Annotated in this window: 13 protein-coding genes; 8 read left to right on the forward strand and 5 right to left on the reverse strand. The window is 63.2% G+C overall.

What is annotated here, in order from left to right; genetic code table 11:
• Window positions 1–102 precede the first annotated feature (102 nt).
• On the reverse strand, window positions 103–1,275 hold the full coding sequence (locus tag ABT375_RS18770; RefSeq protein WP_261937082.1) for a TetR/AcrR family transcriptional regulator: 1,173 nt from the start codon (window positions 1,273–1,275) through the stop codon (window positions 103–105).
• An 80-nt stretch (window positions 1,276–1,355) separates the two neighbouring features.
• On the opposite strand from ABT375_RS18770, the gene ABT375_RS18775 reads away from it, so the two are divergent.
• Complete coding sequence (locus ABT375_RS18775) at window positions 1,356–2,636, forward strand: MFS transporter (RefSeq protein WP_416465406.1); 1,281 nt, start codon at window positions 1,356–1,358, stop codon at window positions 2,634–2,636.
• A 322-nt stretch (window positions 2,637–2,958) separates the two neighbouring features.
• Here ABT375_RS18775 and ABT375_RS18780 read toward each other — a convergent pair whose 3' ends face one another.
• Window positions 2,959–3,900, reverse strand: coding sequence for a phytanoyl-CoA dioxygenase family protein (locus ABT375_RS18780; protein ID WP_416465408.1), 942 nt, complete (start codon window positions 3,898–3,900; stop codon window positions 2,959–2,961).
• On the opposite strand from ABT375_RS18780, the gene ABT375_RS18785 reads away from it, so the two are divergent.
• The 6 genes from ABT375_RS18785 to ABT375_RS18810 are packed head-to-tail and all read left to right on the forward strand — an operon-like array spanning window position 3,829 to window position 11,266.
• On the forward strand, window positions 3,829–4,911 hold the full coding sequence (locus tag ABT375_RS18785; RefSeq protein ID WP_416465410.1) for an SDR family oxidoreductase: 1,083 nt from the start codon (window positions 3,829–3,831) through the stop codon (window positions 4,909–4,911). The genes ABT375_RS18780 and ABT375_RS18785 overlap by 72 nt on opposite strands.
• Window positions 4,908–6,374: an aldehyde dehydrogenase family protein gene (locus ABT375_RS18790; RefSeq protein WP_416465412.1), complete on the forward strand. Its 1,467-nt coding sequence runs from the start codon at window positions 4,908–4,910 to the stop codon at window positions 6,372–6,374. Before ABT375_RS18785 ends, ABT375_RS18790 begins: the two co-directional genes overlap by 4 nt.
• Entirely contained in the window at window positions 6,371–8,785 is a 2,415-nt protein-coding gene (locus ABT375_RS18795; RefSeq protein WP_416465414.1) for a membrane-bound PQQ-dependent dehydrogenase, glucose/quinate/shikimate family, read from the forward strand. The genes ABT375_RS18790 and ABT375_RS18795 overlap by 4 nt, the downstream gene beginning before the upstream one ends.
• Before the next feature lie 13 nt (window positions 8,786–8,798).
• Window positions 8,799–9,185: a carboxymuconolactone decarboxylase family protein gene (locus ABT375_RS18800; RefSeq protein WP_416465416.1), complete on the forward strand. Its 387-nt coding sequence runs from the start codon at window positions 8,799–8,801 to the stop codon at window positions 9,183–9,185.
• A gap of 9 nt (window positions 9,186–9,194) precedes the next feature.
• Window positions 9,195–10,016 (forward strand): SDR family oxidoreductase, encoded by an 822-nt coding sequence (locus tag ABT375_RS18805; protein WP_416465418.1) that lies wholly within the window; start codon window positions 9,195–9,197, stop codon window positions 10,014–10,016.
• Window positions 10,013–11,266, forward strand: a complete 1,254-nt coding sequence (locus ABT375_RS18810; protein WP_416465420.1) for an MFS transporter — start codon at window positions 10,013–10,015, stop codon at window positions 11,264–11,266. Before ABT375_RS18805 ends, ABT375_RS18810 begins: the two co-directional genes overlap by 4 nt.
• 135 nt (window positions 11,267–11,401) lie before the next feature.
• On the opposite strand, the gene ABT375_RS18815 is transcribed toward ABT375_RS18810, so the two are convergent.
• Window positions 11,402–13,840, reverse strand: a complete 2,439-nt coding sequence (locus ABT375_RS18815) for a TonB-dependent receptor (RefSeq protein ID WP_416465422.1) — start codon at window positions 13,838–13,840, stop codon at window positions 11,402–11,404.
• A 215-nt stretch (window positions 13,841–14,055) separates the two neighbouring features.
• On the reverse strand, window positions 14,056–14,760 hold the full coding sequence (locus ABT375_RS18820; protein WP_261937092.1) for a TetR/AcrR family transcriptional regulator: 705 nt from the start codon (window positions 14,758–14,760) through the stop codon (window positions 14,056–14,058).
• 136 nt (window positions 14,761–14,896) lie between these two features.
• On the opposite strand from ABT375_RS18820, the gene ABT375_RS18825 reads away from it, so the two are divergent.
• Window positions 14,897–15,352, forward strand: a complete 456-nt coding sequence (locus ABT375_RS18825) for a VOC family protein (protein ID WP_416465424.1) — start codon at window positions 14,897–14,899, stop codon at window positions 15,350–15,352.
• On the opposite strand, the gene ABT375_RS18830 is transcribed toward ABT375_RS18825, so the two are convergent.
• Window positions 15,334–16,572, reverse strand: a complete 1,239-nt coding sequence (locus ABT375_RS18830; RefSeq protein WP_416465426.1) for a cytochrome P450 — start codon at window positions 16,570–16,572, stop codon at window positions 15,334–15,336. The genes ABT375_RS18825 and ABT375_RS18830 overlap by 19 nt on opposite strands.
• Between the last annotated feature and the right edge of the window lie 334 nt (window positions 16,573–16,906).

Here is a 16,906-nt window from a genome sequence, read left to right on the forward strand (position 1 = left end):
GTAAATGTTGGGGCGGCACTAGGGCTGATTGGTGACGGTTTTAAGACGATAGTTCGAGTATAATATATGATATAAAAGATAATTTAAAACGATCGTATGGCATCACGCGAGAAGTGCGGTGACATCGGGGCCGGACAACGGCGCTTCTCCGACGGCCATTGCGCGGAGACCATTGCCGATCATCGCCATGACCATTGCCTGCACCCGCGCACGGTCGAAGCCGGGGGCGATGCCCAACCATTGGGCGACCTGAACATGCACATTTTCCGCGCGCCGCCGCCGCATATCGATCGCGAACGGTATGAAGTCGGGATTCCACAATGCGGTCAGGGCGCTATCATGGGTCAGGCGGATCACATCGCCGCTGCCCGGTGCCGCGGCATTGGTCGCCCGGATATCCGCGCGCATCCGTCGATAGATGGCCTCCACCCCCGCGGAAAGTATGTCCCGCTGGGAAGGGTAATGATGCGCCACGCTGGATGCGGCCATGGCGCAGGCGTGGCCGACGACGCGATGCGATAGCGCGCCCACACCCTGTGCGATGATGACGTCAGCGATATGGTCGGCGATGACAGCCTTGGCGCCCTCGGGTATTTCGGCCGCCTTGCCGAGTGCGGCGGCAGCCGGCACCGCCAGTCGGTCGACCAGATGCATATGCCATGCGTTCCGGTCGCCCCCGACCGGCAGGCTGTGGTCCCGCAGCAAGCCACGCACCGTGGAATGGCGCAACAGCCTATAATCCACATTATCCGCCAGCAGCAGCGAAAAGGGCTGTTCGTCCAGGCAATAGCGCGCGACCCTTCGGCTCAGGCCCGGCCGGTCGGTCGGGACGCCCAGCAGATCGGTCCAGAGCTTCTCGCCATGGTCGAGCAAGATCCTCACGTCCGGCATCGCCCGGGCGTCCCGACTGGCGAGGAGCGCGAGTTCACAAGTGACGATCGCCGACGTACGCCGCTCGGGCAGGTCGAGCCATTCGCAGATCAGGTCGGGCAGGATGTGCGCCGCGACAGGATCGACACCGGCCAGTCGTTCTCGCCAGCGATGCCCGACTGCGGTGAGCAGATCGATTTCCCGGTCCACGATCGCGCGGACCAGCGCTGCGCGATCGCCGATGCGGTAGCTGATCGAGCCTACGGATATGCCGGCCTCGTCGGCAACGGTGCGCAGGCTCATGCCGGACAGTCCCCGATGCGCGATGACGGTTCGGGCGGCGTCCAAAATAGCCGCGTTGCCTTCAAGGCTACGGGTGGCGCTTCGATCGGGAGAACTGGTCATGCGCCATTGCATATCGTGTAGCGGCGAACAGTCCAGCTTGACGCGTCGTCCCAATTCGGATTGTCGCCAGCCTGTCACGCATGGCGTCTATCGGCCCGGCTGTGATCGCCAATCGCCTGCTCCCGATCGCCTTCGGCATGACCCATGCGGGCAAGAGCCTGCTGTGGGCGGGCACCGACGCCTTCACCCTCTTCATCCTCATCAAGATACTGCATATGCCGCCAGTCACGGCCGGCGCGCTGTTCGTGCTGTCCTCCTTCTGGAACGCGATGGTAGATGGCGTCTGGGGCCATATCGTCAATCGCTGCGCGGCAATCCGCATGATATTGCCGAGCCTGTGCGGCCTGGCGGCGGGACTGGGCTGCCTGTCCTTCATCGTTCTGCCCTGGTTACCGACCGAGTCCACAGCCGAGACGATTTTTGCGCTTTTCCTGTTCAGGACGGCCTTCTCGCTCCTCGACGTCCCGCACAACGCCACGGCGGCTGTACTCGCCAATCTCCATGGCCATCTGGTCGTAGCGCGGTGGCGAACGATCCTGAGCGCCCTGACTGCAATCATGGTGGCTGCGGCGGCTTTACCGATGATCGACACGGCAGTCATCGGACCGCATATGGCGCGGATGATGTTCCTGGGAATCGCCGGCCTGGCTTGCTTGCTGCTGGCGCCGCTTCCCTGGCTGATACGCATGGCTCGCCCCGCGACGCCAATTTTCCGTAACGCGCGCATGGGCCATGCCAAGGGGGTGTCGCTAAGCGGACTCGCGCTATTCTGTCTCGCCCAGATGCTGGGTTTCGCAGCGCTGGGCTCCATGGGCAAGGCGATGCTACATGCGGGCGCGATGCAGGGCTGGTTGTTCGACTATGCCCTGTTGATCCTCACCGTGGTCCGCCTCGCGGCGGTCGGCCTGTGGTCGCCTCTCGCCGCGCATATGGGGTCCGCCAGAGCGTTGAGTGTGGCTTATATGGGCAGCGCGTTCGCAACCATCGCCCTCCCCGCAGCGATCGGTCAAGGGACATGGAGTGCCGCCGTAATTCTTGGCCTTTTGGGAATGTCCGTTGGTGGCGTGATCCTGCTGGCCTGGTCCAGCTTCTCCGAGCAACTGGGCAATTGGGGCATGGCGGATGATCCGGCCGCCGCCGCCCGGGCCTATGGCTGGTTCACGGCGACATCGAAGATCGGTCTGGGCTTTTCCGGCCTGTTCACTGGCGCCTGGTTGAGTCAGGCGGGCGGTGGCTCGATCTGGGCATTGTGGATGCTCGTCATGCCCATTGCCATCCTGTGCCTCGCAAGCGCTTTGCTGGCTTGGCTCGGTTGGGGTTTGAGGATGCGCGTGACGTTGCAGCGGTTCGAGCCGGCCTGAGTCGCTTGAGAAAATCGCTATGGGCAAAAAATGGGCGCGAGATCAGCAGATCGTTTCCGGCGGCCTTTGCGCACCGAGGCGGGTGGCCCGATTTTCCACCACGGCATGGAACCCATCGCCTCAACGCAGTGGGCGGTGCACGTCGCCCGCCTACATCTTGCTGGGCGACGGACATGATCGGTGCGCCCATATATTCCTCTCAGCATCCCATTCGCAGCCAATATCTTCTGGCGCAGCCAATGAGGGGGCGATGCATCATTGCGTATTCCCATTCGACTGCGGCCCTGCGGGGGCATAGTCCAATCCAAAAGTTCAATATCATTCAGTTTTGAGGTCTTAAGACAAGGGCGATGCCGTTTTCTTCCGTTGCCATCACGGCTGTGCCAGCGGGCAGGGCCTGGGTGACGTCATGCCGATTGATCGGGACCGGGTTAGGACTGTCCGGCGCTGGCCCGCGCAGAAAGGTCTTGTCGTCCAAAACAAGCGTGACATCGATTTCTTCTTCGCTGCGGATGACGATTTGATCTGTCGATATGCTCTTGACGGTGCCGACGACCGGAAGTCGGCCGGATCTGCGCACCGCACGAATATCCAGGGACAGGCGGAACCGGTCGGACGTGTTCGAGCGTCCATAATGCGGCATGGTACGGGTAAAGATCACCACGTCGCCAAGGCGGTAATCGGCCGTGCTCCAACTGTCCTCCGGGATCGGTCCGTCGGTAAAGCCCGCCTTGCCGTCTGCAAATGCCATGTAACCGCGTTTCTCCTGGCCCGCGGCTATGACCAGGCCGCCGACCTTGTCATCGATATCTGTGAGCGGCATCCAGCAGGTGACGAACTCCACGCCGGGATTGGACATGCCATCCTGATGCAGGCCTAGATAAGCGTCGGACGTGGCGTTTTTGTTCGGTGCTACGATGCGATAATAATCCATCGGAATCCAGTAAACGGCGTCGTCCAGCACATCCTCGAAAAACGCGTTGATCCGGGGCTCGCGGACGAACTTCTGCCAGACTTTCCGTTGGTGCAGCGTACGGAAGGTGGCTGGGAAATTCTCGATCGGTCGGCCGTTCCAGAACGGGTCGGTTGAATCGGCATCGACAAGTTCGAGCGCCTTGAGTTCGCGCATATATTCGTCACGCAATGCGATCGTCGCCTCCCGATCGAGAACATCCCGGAAGAACCAGTAGCCATGCTCCTCCCAGATGCGCGTCAGCGCCTCGCGGTCTCCCAGGGCATGGGTGGAATCCATCAGTTCACGCACGTCGTTTCTCCCGCCAACCCGGCTTGTGTCGAAGATATTGGGGGCAAACATGCGTGGCTTGGCCTGACGCGGCCATATGACAGAACGCGCCAGTTTTGCGCCATGTCCAAGGGCGCGAGCCTATCGCATGGTCCATCCGGAAGCGGAGGATATGTGACAAGACCGACGGTAGGAACGAGCGCGCGACCCGACCTTCCCCTGGCGGTGGTGGTCGGGGCCGGTGGCATGGGCGCTGCGATCGCGCGCCGGCTTGGCGCGCGTAATAGGTTGATAGTTGCCGACCGCGATCGGGCTAGTCTGGATCGGCTGGTTGCTGCCCTGTGTGCGGAAGGTCATGATGCGCGCGGCGTCGTGTGTGACGTGACCGACCGCGCTGCGGTTGAGGAATTTGCTGAGGTGGTTGCAAAAGCGGGGCCGCTGGCAGCGCTGGCCCATGTCGTCGGACTGTCGCCGAGCATGGGTGATTTTCGCACGATCATGGCGGTGAATCTAATCGGTGCCCGCCTGATTCATGATGCGATGCTGCCGCTGGCGACCGGCGGCACGGCCGCGATCTTCATTGCTTCGCTGGCTGCGCATGCGGCGCCGATCGATCCGTCGCTGCACGCGATATTGGACGATCCGCTGGCGCCCGTTTTCCTGGACAGGATCGAAACGGCGCCAGATGAACCCGCGACGCCTACACTGGCCTATCGTCTATCCAAATCAGCCCTGATCCGCCTGTGTCAGCGTGAAGCACGGGCATGGGGAGCGCAAGGCGCGCGCATCCTTTCGCTGTCGCCGGGCCTGATCGCGACGCCGATGGGCGCGCTTGAATTTGAAAAGCAGCCGATGAAGTACGACCTGCTGGCCGCCACGCCGCTGGCGCGCGAGGGTACGATGCTGGAGATCGCGGCGACCGTCGACTTCCTCATATCGCGCGATGCCTCCTTCATCAGCGGTATCGACATTCTTGTGGACGGCGGGCTGCTTGCCGCCATGCGCCATCCTGCTTCCGGAGAGCCGACGTGACCGCACCGACAACCCCGATCCCTGTCCATCTGCATATCGGCGACCGTAGATTAGCGCAGGCATCTGGCGGCACGCACGATCATATCTATCCCGCGGACGGATCGACCACGAGCCGCATCCCGCTGGCGGGCGCCGCCGAAGCGCGCGAGGCGGTTGAGGCTGCGTCAGAGGCATTCAAGAGCTGGCGCCGGTCCAAGCCCATCGAGCGGCGCCAGATGCTGCAGCGACTGGCGCAACTGATACGCGATAATGATGCGGAGTTCGGACGGCTGGGGGCGCTGGACAACGGCACCCCTGCAACCTTTGCGGCGGGCGGGGCGCATATCGCCGCTGAATGGATCGACTATTATGCCGGTTGGGCGGACCGGATCGAAAGCCGGGTCAACAGCACGGTGATGGCCGACGGCGAACTGGGCTACACGCTGGCCGAACCCTATGGCGTGATCGGCGTCATCATCACCTGGAACGGTCCGCTGATCTCGCTGGGCATGAAAGTCGCGCCGGCGATCGCGGCGGGCAATACCGTCGTGGTGAAGCCGTCCGAGATGACGCCCTATTCGGGCGAGCTGTTCATGAAGCTGGCGGCGGAGGCGGGCATTCCGGCTGGCGTCATCAACATGATCCCCGGATCGATCGAGGCGGGCGACGCGCTGGTGCGGCATCCTCTGGTCGAGAAGGTGAGCTTCACCGGCGGGCCAGTAACGGCGCGCAAGATATTGGCGGCCTGCGCCGAACAGATGAAACCCGCGGTGCTGGAATTGGGCGGAAAGTCGGCCAATATCATCTTCCCCGATGCCGATCTGGATGCAGCCTGCACCTTCGGCGTGTTCAATTCGATCGGCATGATGAGCGGCCAGGGGTGCGCCTTCCCCACGCGGCTGCTGGTTCATACGGACATTTACGACCAGATGGTCGAGCGGGTGTTGGCGATCGCCGCCCACATCAAGGTCGGCGATCCCTTCGACGCTGCCACGACGTCAGGCCCGGTGATCAACGAGGCCGGCATGAACCGCATCCTGGCGATGATCGAAACCGCGAAGACACGGGGTGCGGGGACATTGCTGATGGGTGGAAACCGGATCGGCGGTGCACTGGCCAGCGGCTATTTCATCGAGCCGACCATATTCGGAGAGGTCGATCCGGATTCGGACCTGGCGCAAAAGGAATTGTTTGGCCCTGTGCTGGCGATCAGCCGTTTTCGTGACGAGGCCGAGGCGATCCGCATTGCCAACGCCACCCGTTACGGCCTGTCCGCCTATGCCGAAACGCGCGATCTCGGCATTGCGATGCGGCTGGCGGAAGAGCTGAAGAGCGGCGTCGTGCTGATTAACCAGTCCCGTAACATCCAGCCCAAGCGACCGTTCGGCGGACTGCTCGACAGCGGCTATGGGCGCGAGGGCGGCAAGGAGGGGCTGGACGAGTTCCTGCGCGTCAAGACCGTCGGCATCGGGCTGCCGCGGTGAACGCGGCTGTCGTGCCATCGCCGGAACGCCGCGGCTTTCGCGCGTGTCCTTATCTGTTCGCCCTGTTGCTGCTGTCGCTGGGCATCGTGCTGGCCTGGGGCGGATTGTCGCTCGTGCGGCTGGGCGGATCGCCCTATTATCTGCTGGCGGGCCTGACCGTCATCGCCAGTGCTGTGCTGGTGGGGACGGGACGTCACGCGGGGGCCAAAGTCTATGGCGTGATGCTGGCGGCGACACTGGCCTGGTCGATCTGGGAGTCGGGCTTCGACGGCTGGGCGCTGACCGCGCGGCTCGCCGCGCCGACGGTGCTGGGCCTGTGGTTCCTGATGCCCTGGACCCGGCGCAAGCTGGCGGGCGACGCGCCCTGGTCCTGGCCGACGCGGATCGGCATAGCGGTGGCCGCGCTGTTGCTGGGCGCGACGCTCAACGCTGCGTTCGGCACCCGGCCGGTCGATCCCCTATTCCAGACCGGCATGGCGCCGGTCCCGGTCGCGACGATGGCGGCGGTCCCCGCGCAGCAGCAGGTCGGCGACTGGGCAAGCTATGGCAATGACGCGGGCGGTACCCGCTTCTCGCCATTGGCGCAGATCACGCCTGCCAATGTCGGCGACCTTCAGCCGGCCTGGACCTACCGCTTCGGTCCGGCGCCGGCCGGTGCGCCCCGGTCGTTGCAGGTGACGCCGATCAAGGTCGGCGACACGCTCTACGCCTGCACCAGCTATAACGACATCGTGGCGCTGGACGCGGAGACCGGGCATGAGCGTTGGCGCTATGGCGCGCACACCGACGTCAGCGGCGTGCCCCACGGCGCCTGTCGGGGCGTATCCTATTATCGCGTGCCCGGCGCGGTCGGCGCCTGCGCCGCGCGCATCTTCACCAACACGATCGACGCGCGCCTGATCGCGGTGGATGCCGCGACCGGCAAGCCCTGCCAGGATTTCGGCCACAACGGAATCGTGTCCCTGCAGGAGGGCATGCCCAAGTCGCCCAAGGGCTATTATTATGTCAGCTCCGCGCCAACCATCGCGCGCGGCCGCATCGTGCTGGGCGGATGGGTGTTCGACAATATGTATTGGGGCGAGCCGTCGGGCGTGATCCGCGCCTTCGACGCCGTCACCGGCAGGCTGAGCTGGGCGTTCGACATCGGACGGCCTGACCGCAAGGGCGCGCCGCCGCCGGGGGAAACCTATACCCCGTCCACCCCCAATAGCTGGGCGCCGATGAGCGTGGACGACAAGCTGGGCCTGATCTACGCGCCCTTGGGCGGGGCAGTGCTGGACTATGCCGGCCACGCCCGCCGCCCGTTCGACGACGCCTGGTCGGGTTCCGTCGTCGCGCTGGACGCGGAAACCGGAACCCCGCGCTGGAAGTTCCAGACCGTCCATCACGACCTGTGGGACTATGACGTCGCGTCGCAGCCGACGCTGGTGGACCTGCCGATGCCGGGTGGCGTCCGTCATGCCCTGATCCAGCCTACCAAGCGCGGCGAGATGTTCGTGCTGGACCGGGAGACGGGCAAGCCACTCTATCCCGTGACAGAACATGCTGCGCCAACGCGCGGCGCGGTGCCGGGGGAGCGCCCATCGCCCAGTCAGCCCTATTCGGATGCGATGCCGTCCTTCCGGGGGCCATTGCTCACCGAGCAGTCCATGTGGGGCGTGACGCCCTTGGATCAGCTCTGGTGCCGTATCGCCTTTCGCGAGGCGCGCTATGACGGGCCGCTGACGCCGCCCGGCTTCACACCCAATATCGTATCGCCCGGCTTCCTGGGCGGGTCGGACTGGGGCAGCGTGTCGATCGACGCCGACCGACATCTGATGATCGTTAATTCCAATCGCATGGCAAATTACATCAAACTCATCGCGCGTGCGACCGCCGACAAGATGGGCATCGCCCCTGCCGACCTGACGAAGACGACAAGCGGGGAGGGGGCGGGCTATGCCGCGCTCAAAGGCACGCCGGTCGCGGTGAAGATCTATCCCTTCCTCTCGCCCATCTTCGCGCCCTGCCAGGCTCCGCCCTGGGGCAATATCAGCGCGGTCGATCTGGTCACGGGCAAGCTGGTGTGGACGCACAGGCTGGGTACAGCGCGTGACAGTGGTCCACTCGGCCTTTCATCCATGCTGCCCTTCCGTATCGGTGTGCCCAATATGGGCGGCGCGGTGACGACGCGCGGGGGTCTGTTCTTCCTCGCCGCGACCCAGGACCGCTATCTGCGCGCTTTCGACACCGCGACCGGCGAGGTGCTGTGGCGCTCGCGCCTGCCAGCCGGCGGCCAGTCGACACCGATGACCTATTTGTCGTCCCGCGGACGGCAGATGGTGGCCGTCGCAGCCGGCGGCCATCCGATGATGAACACCAGGGCCGGCGACTATCTGATCGCTTATGCCTTACCTGCAAAAGCCAAATGAGAAGGACCGGGATATGGGAGAGAAACGCGAGCAGGCTATGGGCCTTCTGAAGAGGATGCTGGCGCCCGAAATGGCCGCCGAACTTGGCAAGGGGCCGACCGGGCCTTCCTTTGCCAGCCAGATCGGCGAGATGGCGATGAACAATATCTTCGAGCCGTTGTGGACCGACGACACGCTGGACACACGGACGCGCAGTCTGGTGACGGTGTCGATCCTGATCGCGTTGCGCGCCTATGACGAACTGGAAATTCATTTCCCCGCCGCCATCCGCAACGGCGCGACGGTCGCCGAGCTGGAGCAGGTCATCTACCAGGCGAGCGGTTATGCCGGTTTCCCCGCTGCGCACAGCGCGCGCAATGTCGCAATCGCCGCGCTGGGGCGCGCAGGCATGTTGGGCTGAGGGTCGGCCATGGACAGTCTTGCGGGAAAAGTCGCCATCATCACCGGTGCCGCCAGTGGCATCGGCCGCGCTACGGCGCTGTCGCTGGCGGCGCGCGGCACGTCGATCCTCGTCGCCGACATTAACGCCGATGCCGCGAAGACGGTGGCTCGAGAGATCGAGACCGCCGGCGGCGACGCCATTGCCCAGCCGTGCGACATCACCTGCGACAACGCGTTCGAGGCACTCAAGGACAGGGCGCTCGACCGGTTCGGTCGGGTCGATATCGTCATGAACAATGCCGGCGGGCTGACCCGGGGATTGCCCGAGCATGTCCCGCTTGACGAGTGGCGCCGGGTGCTGGACGTCAACCTGCTGTCGGTGGTGCGCAGCAACCTCGCTTTCCTGCCGCTGCTGATCGCGCAGGGCAGCGGCCATATCGTCAATACCGCCTCCTTCGCCGGGCTCATGACCTATGCCTTCGACCGGCTGGCCTATTCGGCCTCCAAGGCGGCGGTGGTCCAGATTTCCGAGGGGCTCGCCCTCTATCTGCGCCCCAAGGGTATTGGGGTTACGGTGCTGTGCCCCGGACCGGTGAAGACGAACATCATGGCAAGCCTGCGCACTTTCGGCCCGCCCACCGATACGCGGGGGCCGGGGCCGGCTTTTGACCTGATGGAGCCAGCCGAGGTCGGAGAGCAGGTCGCCGACGCCATATTGGCCAACAGCTTCATGCTGCCGACGCACGCCCAGATCCGCGACCATCTGATCGACCGGGCAGGCGATTGGGATGGCTTCATCGACCGGCAGATTGCCGACCCGCATATTGTCGCCCGCGCGGCCGACGCATGAGCGGTCCCACAGGACGCGCGCGCCGTCCGGCCTACACGCTGGCGCTCCTGACCTGCGTCTATTTCTTCTACCTGCTCGATCGCAATGCCGTGCTGGTGACGCAGGAGTTGTTCAAGGCGGAATTCCACCTGAGCGACACGCAGGTGGGTCTCGCCACGGGGCTGAGCTATGGCGTGTTCTACGCACTGGTCGGCCTGCCGCTCGGCTTCATGATCGACCGGACGAACCGGTCCCGCCTGCTCGGCGCGCTGGTCGCGATCTGGAGCGGGGTCACCATGCTCTGTGCGCTGGCGGGACAGTTCTGGCATCTGGCGGTGTCGCGCGCCATCGTCGGCGCGGCGGAATCGGGCGGATCGCCGACGTCGCTTTCGATCCTGAGCGACCTGTATCCGCCTGAGAAGCGCGCGACCGTTTCCAGCATCTTCTTCGCTGGCGCCGGCGTCGGCGGCATCGTCAGCTTTCTTGTGGGGGGCTATATCGCGCAGCATTTCGGCTGGCGAGCGGTGTTCTTCGTCTATGGCGCTCCGGGCCTGCTGCTCGCCGCGCTCATCTGGTTGACCGTGCCCGAGCCGAAGCGTCGGGCGATCACCGATACGAGCGTGGCGCGCGGCTTCTGGACGACCGCGCGCGGGCTTATCCAGGATCGCGCGCTGCTGCCCGTCTATTGCGGGTCGGTGCTTTATACCCTGTCCATGTCGGGTGTCGGCAGCTGGATGGTGCCCTATCTGATGCGGGTCCATCATCTGCCGGTCGCGACCGCGGGCGTCACGGTAGCGCTTGCCTTCGGGCTGTTGGCGACGCTGGGCAGCATCGCTTTCGGCTTTGCGTCGGATTGGTTCGAGCGGAAACGCAAGGGCGGGATGCTGACCGCGCTCGCCATCGCCGCGCTGTTCAACGGCGGCGCCGGGATCGCGCTCGCGGTGTCGCAATATTTCCCGGTTGCGCTCGCCTGCTTTGCCCTGTGGGGCGTGAGTGCGCTGGTCTATTCCGGGCCGGCCAATGCGGGCATCGCCGGCCTGGCGCCTGAACGCGCGCGCGGCGTGGGTTTTGCTTTGTTCGCAGTGCTGTGCAACCTCATAGGGTCGGGGCTGGGGCCTTTGCTGACGGGCCTGTTGTCGGACTGGCTGGCGCCTGCGCTGGGCGCGCGTTCGATCAGTGCGGCGATTGGCGTGCTTGCAACCGTCCAGCTCGGTGCGGCCGTCGCCTTTTTCCTGGCGGCGCGCCAATGGCGAGCGCGCCAGCAGGTCTGACCGTTCTGACGGCTGCGCAGGAAGTTGTGGGCTGTAGGGTGCTGATGACGACGATTCTGGAGTAGGCACACGTAAAAAAGAGCCCGCCGGATATGTATCCGGCGGGCCATTGCGTCCCCCTTTGGCCGCAATCCTTCAGAATTTGTAGCCCAGCTCCAGGCCGTACATACGCGGCTCGTTATAGGAACGGGTGAAGATGCCCAGGCTCGCCGAACTGGCCGAGCTGGCATAGGCGTAGGTGTCGTTAAAGGCGTTGCGCAGGAAAGCCGCCACCGTCATGCCGCTACCGCCGATGCCGCTCCATTCGATCCGCGCGTTGACATTGTCATAGGCCGCGAACGTGTCGTTGCCGTTGTAGAAGCGGCTCTGGTGATAATGGTCGGCATTCAGCACGATCTCGCCATCGGCCGGGCGGAACGGCAGCACCCAGCGGATCGAGTTGGTGAGCGACCATTTGGGCGAAGCGGGCGTAAGCGAGGGCAGTTGCAGGCCTGGAATGTCAGGCAGCGTGTTCGAGAGGATCTTCTGATGCACATAGGCCAGCGTGTTGGTGAAGCTGAGGCTCCGGTTGGGCTGGAACATCACTTCGGTCTCGAAGCCCGACAGGCGGCGCTTGCCGACATTGATGCCGATCGAACTCGATTGGGGCGCCGACGTGTCGTTCGACGGTACGATGGCTGAGGTGTTGAAGGCGACCACAGCATTCGAATAAGTGCCGCGATAGGCCGATACGTTGAAGCGCAGCCGGCCCTCGCCCAGGCGGAATTCAGACTTCACGCCGATTTCGACATCCTTGAGCGTTTCGGGCTGATAGGATTGATAGGGACGAAGGTCGGCCGGATTGGCCGTGGGCAAGCCGTTGTTGCCGATGCAGACGCCGTTGGAATTGCCCGTCGTGCAAGGCGTGGTGAAGCCCGGATAGTTGAGGCCGCCCTCGCGGTAGCCCTTCCGGTGGGTGACATAGGCGAAGATTGAATCCGAGACCTGCCAGTCGACGCCCACATTGTAGGTAGTTGCGCTTTCCTTCGTGCTTGCCGTGCTGGCGCCAGCCGCCGAGGCACAGGCGTCCGGGGCGATGGAGGGTTCCGACGTGTCGATCAGGATGGTCGGCACCGTGGTCTTTTCGGTTACCGAACAGGCGCTTTGCGACGTCTTGTTGTAGCGGATGCCGCCATTCAGCTTGATGCTGTCCGTGATCTTGAAACCGAGCTGGCCGAACACAGCCTTGTTGGTCTTGTCGGTATAGGCGATCACCCAGGGGCCCGCGGCGGCGGCGACGGGAAAGTTGCTGCCCTCCAAACCGGTCGGGTTTTCCTTGATGTAGAAAGCGCCGACCAGATAATCGAGCCGGTCGTTGAACAGCGTACCGAAGACGTGGAATTCGTCGCTGATTTGCTCTTCGCGCGCCCGGTTCGATGCGGTGATGATCGGCAGCGGCGTGAAGGCGACGCCGTCGGTGTTGAGGTCGGTTTCCAGATGGGTGCGGCGATAGCCGAAGATGTTGCGCAGCGTCACCGCGTCGCTCAACGCGAACTCGGTCTTGTTGGATACGCCCCACAGGTCGCGGTTGAGGCGCTGGTTGATTTCCGAGAAGGTCTTGCGTGGCCCCAGTTGTTGCTGGAGCGCAAAGGCGTCGTCAATGTCGTTGCCCGCCGGAAGGGCGCCGGGAATGGCGCCGCAGCCGGGGTTGAACGCGTTGACGGTATGGCAATCGAAGAAATGGGCCAGTTGCGGGACACGGACGAGGCCCGTGGGCAGCACGGCGCTCAAGATCGAGCCGGTGCCGGCCTCGCGTGCGCGGAACCAGTCGAATATCGTGATATTGCGGAACCCGTCGGTCGGTTCGATCAGCAGCGAGGCGCGGAAGCTGTCCTGGTGAACATCGTCCATGTCGTGCCCGCCGGACAGATTTTTGGTGTATCCATCACGGCGGGTCATCTTGCCGGACAGGCGCAGGGCGATCTTGCCATCGATGATCGGCACGTTGATGGCGCCTTCGACGTCCTTATAATCGTAATTGCCGTAGCTGCCGCGGACATAGCCTTCCAGATTATAGGTAGGTGCCTGGGGCGTAATGATTACGGCGCCACCAATGGCGTTGCGGCCGAACAATGTACCTTGCGGTCCCTTGAGCACCTGAACGCTGCCCAGATCATAGGCTGGAATGTTGGATCCCTGGAAATTCAGCGGGATGTCGGCAAAGTAATTGATGACCGCATTCGGCGCGACGCCGATCGGGATGCGCTGCAGCCCGCGCATGACGACGTTCATATTGCCGCCGCCGCCCTGATGGACGAAGCGTATGCCGGGGGCGACGGCCGTCAGGTCTCCCAGCGAGCGCACGCTCTTTTCGGCCAGCGCCTCGGTGCCGAATGCAATCACCGATACGGGAACGGTCTGGGCATTTTCCTCGCGCCGATTAGCCGTGACGATGATGTCGCTAAAGGATGCGTCGCTGGCCGTTTCCTGTGGCGGCGCCTTCGCGGAACTTTCGGCTGTCTGGGCATAGGCCGGGCAGACCGTCACCGCCCCCATGGCCAGCGCGCTCGCGCTCATCATTTCCATCAACTTCATGATAACCCCTCCCATTGTGCACCCGGCATCGCTTTGTGCGATCTTGCCGACATGGGAGAGCATAGGCAGCGCGGGGAAGGCTTCAATTCAGGAGAACTTGCGGGTTTTGCCGGGCTGCGCCGCGCGGAACGCGCGCTAAAGTCGGATCATGTTACGGGTCGGTACGCCCATGCATCTCCCGTGGAGGTGACTCCGAACGGAAGCGCACAGGTTCCTCATTCGACGGCGGAGGGAGCGAGCGGGCTGCAGCCGTAGAGGAACAGATGCACGGTCCGCTCGGCATGCGCGCGAATGTCGCGATATTCCTCGGCATGGACTGGTTCGAGAATGACATGATTGGTGAAAAAGATGGTCTGGAAGAAATGTTCGGCCAGAAACTCCGGTTCGGCATTCACGAGGGCGCCGGTGCGCAGCATTTCGGCAAAATATTGCCGCAGCGGCAAGCCTTCTTCTTGACGGAACACTTCCAGGCATCGACGGCTCAGTTCGGGATGAGTTATGGCCGCGCTCAACAGGACGCGCGCGAACTGATAATAGGGCTGCGATCCGCAGACGGGACGGAACATGCGCAATATATGTTGTTCGGCAAAGTCGCTCAGCACCTGCTTGATCGGCAGGTCGGTTCGCAATGTATTCCGCAACAGCACCGAACTCGTCCCGACTGCTTCCAGAAGGCATTGCGCGAACAGTTCGGTCTTGTCGCCGAACAACTGGTAGATCGCTGCCTTTCCCACGCCCGCTGCGAAGGCGATCTCGTCCAGATTGGTGCCGGCAAAGCCGCGCTCCAGGAAAATCTCGGTCGCACGATGCAGAATCCGCAGGCGCTTCTGGGGCGAAGCAGTCTCGACAATGTCCAGAGGCACACGCGACGGTGCGGCGGTGGAAACATCCTTCAGCCGCCGGACGGGATCAGAAGCCATGGTCCGCTCTCCACATATAGCAGGCGCTCTTTTAAGCGTCGATTGCCGCCGATGTTTAGCGTGCGCCTTCATCTCCGCCACCTGCCTTCGGACAGGACGCTCAAGGCGCGGCTATTGGTTTTAGAGGGACACAGATATGAAGCAGGCCGTCGATCCATTCGGCATTTTCTTCCAGCTTGGCTATGTCGCCCGCGACATTCGGGGCGCCGTCGCCATGCTGGAAACCCGGATGGGTGCACGCCGTATTGACCTGATCTCGGATTTCGCCGATCCGGCGGGGAATGCCGTCGCGATACGGTCGCTGGCTCATTTGTCGATGGGTGATGTCGAGATCGAGATCATCCAACCCCGGCTCAACTGGCCTTCGATCTATCTCGACGCCCTGCCGATCGGTGGCGCCATGATAGGGCTCCATCATCTGGGCTATATGCAATCCGACATGCCTTCGTGGGAGGCTGCGATGCGGACGATACGCGCGTCGGGCATGGACATCGCCATGGAAGGCGACACCCCGAACGCACGCTTCGCCTACGTCGATACCAGACTTCTTGTGGGGCATTTCACCGAAATGGTCTATCGCGCTTCGAGATAGAGCTTGCGGATGTGGCGCGCGCGCGGGGTCGATGTGTCCCACTGCACCGCATCGTCGCGATCGGCGAGCCGCAGGTCGGGCATGCGCGCGAGCAACTTGTTCAGAAGCAGCGGCACGACATTGCGGGTGATCGCATTGCCTATGCAGGTGTGCATACCATAGCCGAAGGCCAGATGGTCCTTCCCATTGGGTCGGTCGATGTCGAACCTGTAGGGATCGGGGAAGATGTCCGGATCATGACAGGCGACCCCGAGCATGGCATAGACCGGCATGCCTTTGGGAATGACCTTCCCACCCAGTTCCGTGTCATCGGTCGCGAAGCGCATGACGAGCGATACAGGCGGGTCGAGCCGCATACTTTCTTCCAGCACGGCGCCGGCAAGCGATGGATTCTGCCGCACGCGTTCCGCGATGTCCGGATGCCGCGCCAGGTTCATGAGCGAGGCCGCGGCAGCGCCCGCGACCGTCGATACGCCACCGATCAGCAGAACGATCATCATCGCCATCATCTCGTCATCATCGATCGCGCCGTCCTCGGCGCCATCGGCAATGACTCCGATGAGATTATGGCATCGACCTTGCCGGGCAAGCGCCTGTTGTTCCTTGCAATAGGCCGCACCCTGGGCCCAGGCGTCGAGATAGGGTTGCGGCTTGGGATCGCCCGGTCGCATGCTGTCCAGCAGCGGCAGCGTCGCGACATAGTTCATGAAAATCGCCTGGTCCTTGTCCTCGATCCCCAAAAAGCGACGCAACAAAATGTCGATCGAAAGCGGTTTGGTGAGATCGCCGAGCGCTTCGAAGCCTTTGCCTCGCTCCACTATGTCGTCGATCAGCCTGTCGATAAAGATCGCGGCATTTTCGTTCAGCATCTGCGTGCGCTTGGGCGTGAAGGCGGGGTTTACGACTTTGCGGCGGCGCGTATGGTCTGGCGGGTCGGCATAGTTCATCACTGGCAGGCCATTGAAGAAGTCGATCCGCTCCATTCCGGGTAGATTTTTCGGCTTAAGGCTGGAAAAGGCCTTGAAGTTGCGCAGCATCGCCTGGTTTTGCGCGAAGCCTGCGACATAAGCCGATGGCACACCCTCCATATGGATGAAGCCCGGAGACTGGGTGAGCAGCATCGGATGGAATTTTTCTGGATGGCGCCGGAAGGCGTCCCCAAACGGATCGAAGTCGGAAAATTCCAGATCCCTGGCATTTCCCGCAATATAGCTGGTCATCGTCGCCTCCCGCAATTCTTCTCATCGGGGCGACCTTAGGAAGAGACCCTCATGCGGGTCCATCAGGCAGAACTCGCGAGTTCGGGACGAGAATAGGTAAGCCAGGGGTTCACAATTTGTCTCGTCGCATCCGGGCAAGCGGAATGTCCGCTTCTGCGTGTACGAGCGGCAGCAGGCAGCGATACGCCGCCACTTCAGGACGCTCTGCCGAGTGATCCCGTTTTGCTTCGCGAGGGCGCGCGAATGAAGCTGGCGATCACTGTAGCTGGCCTCGACTGGCGTGCGTGGCGTTGCCGCTGCCGTGGAGAAGGTGGCCCATGGCTCCCTCCGCTGC

The organism is Sphingomonas sp. VDB2 (genome assembly GCF_047946695.1).
GTDB classification, from domain to species: domain Bacteria; phylum Pseudomonadota; class Alphaproteobacteria; order Sphingomonadales; family Sphingomonadaceae; genus Sphingobium; species Sphingobium bisphenolicum.

Excerpts from the sequence above, each read along its gene's own strand:
- ABT375_RS18830 (WP_416465426.1), bottom strand. The coding sequence starts at position 16,572 with ATGACCAGCTATATTGCGGGAAATGCCAGGGATCTGGAATTTTCCGAC.
- ABT375_RS18800 (WP_416465416.1), top strand. The coding sequence starts at position 8,799 with ATGGGAGAGAAACGCGAGCAGGCTATGGGCCTTCTGAAGAGGATGCTG.
- ABT375_RS18785 (WP_416465410.1), top strand. The coding sequence starts at position 3,829 with ATGCTCCTCCCAGATGCGCGTCAGCGCCTCGCGGTCTCCCAGGGCATG.
- ABT375_RS18825 (WP_416465424.1), top strand. The coding sequence starts at position 14,897 with ATGAAGCAGGCCGTCGATCCATTCGGCATTTTCTTCCAGCTTGGCTAT.
- ABT375_RS18815 (WP_416465422.1), bottom strand. The coding sequence starts at position 13,840 with ATGAAGTTGATGGAAATGATGAGCGCGAGCGCGCTGGCCATGGGGGCG.
- ABT375_RS18805 (WP_416465418.1), top strand. The coding sequence starts at position 9,195 with ATGGACAGTCTTGCGGGAAAAGTCGCCATCATCACCGGTGCCGCCAGT.
- ABT375_RS18770 (WP_261937082.1), bottom strand. The coding sequence starts at position 1,275 with ATGACCAGTTCTCCCGATCGAAGCGCCACCCGTAGCCTTGAAGGCAAC.
- ABT375_RS18820 (WP_261937092.1), bottom strand. The coding sequence starts at position 14,760 with ATGGCTTCTGATCCCGTCCGGCGGCTGAAGGATGTTTCCACCGCCGCA.
- ABT375_RS18775 (WP_416465406.1), top strand. The coding sequence starts at position 1,356 with ATGGCGTCTATCGGCCCGGCTGTGATCGCCAATCGCCTGCTCCCGATC.
- ABT375_RS18810 (WP_416465420.1), top strand. The coding sequence starts at position 10,013 with ATGAGCGGTCCCACAGGACGCGCGCGCCGTCCGGCCTACACGCTGGCG.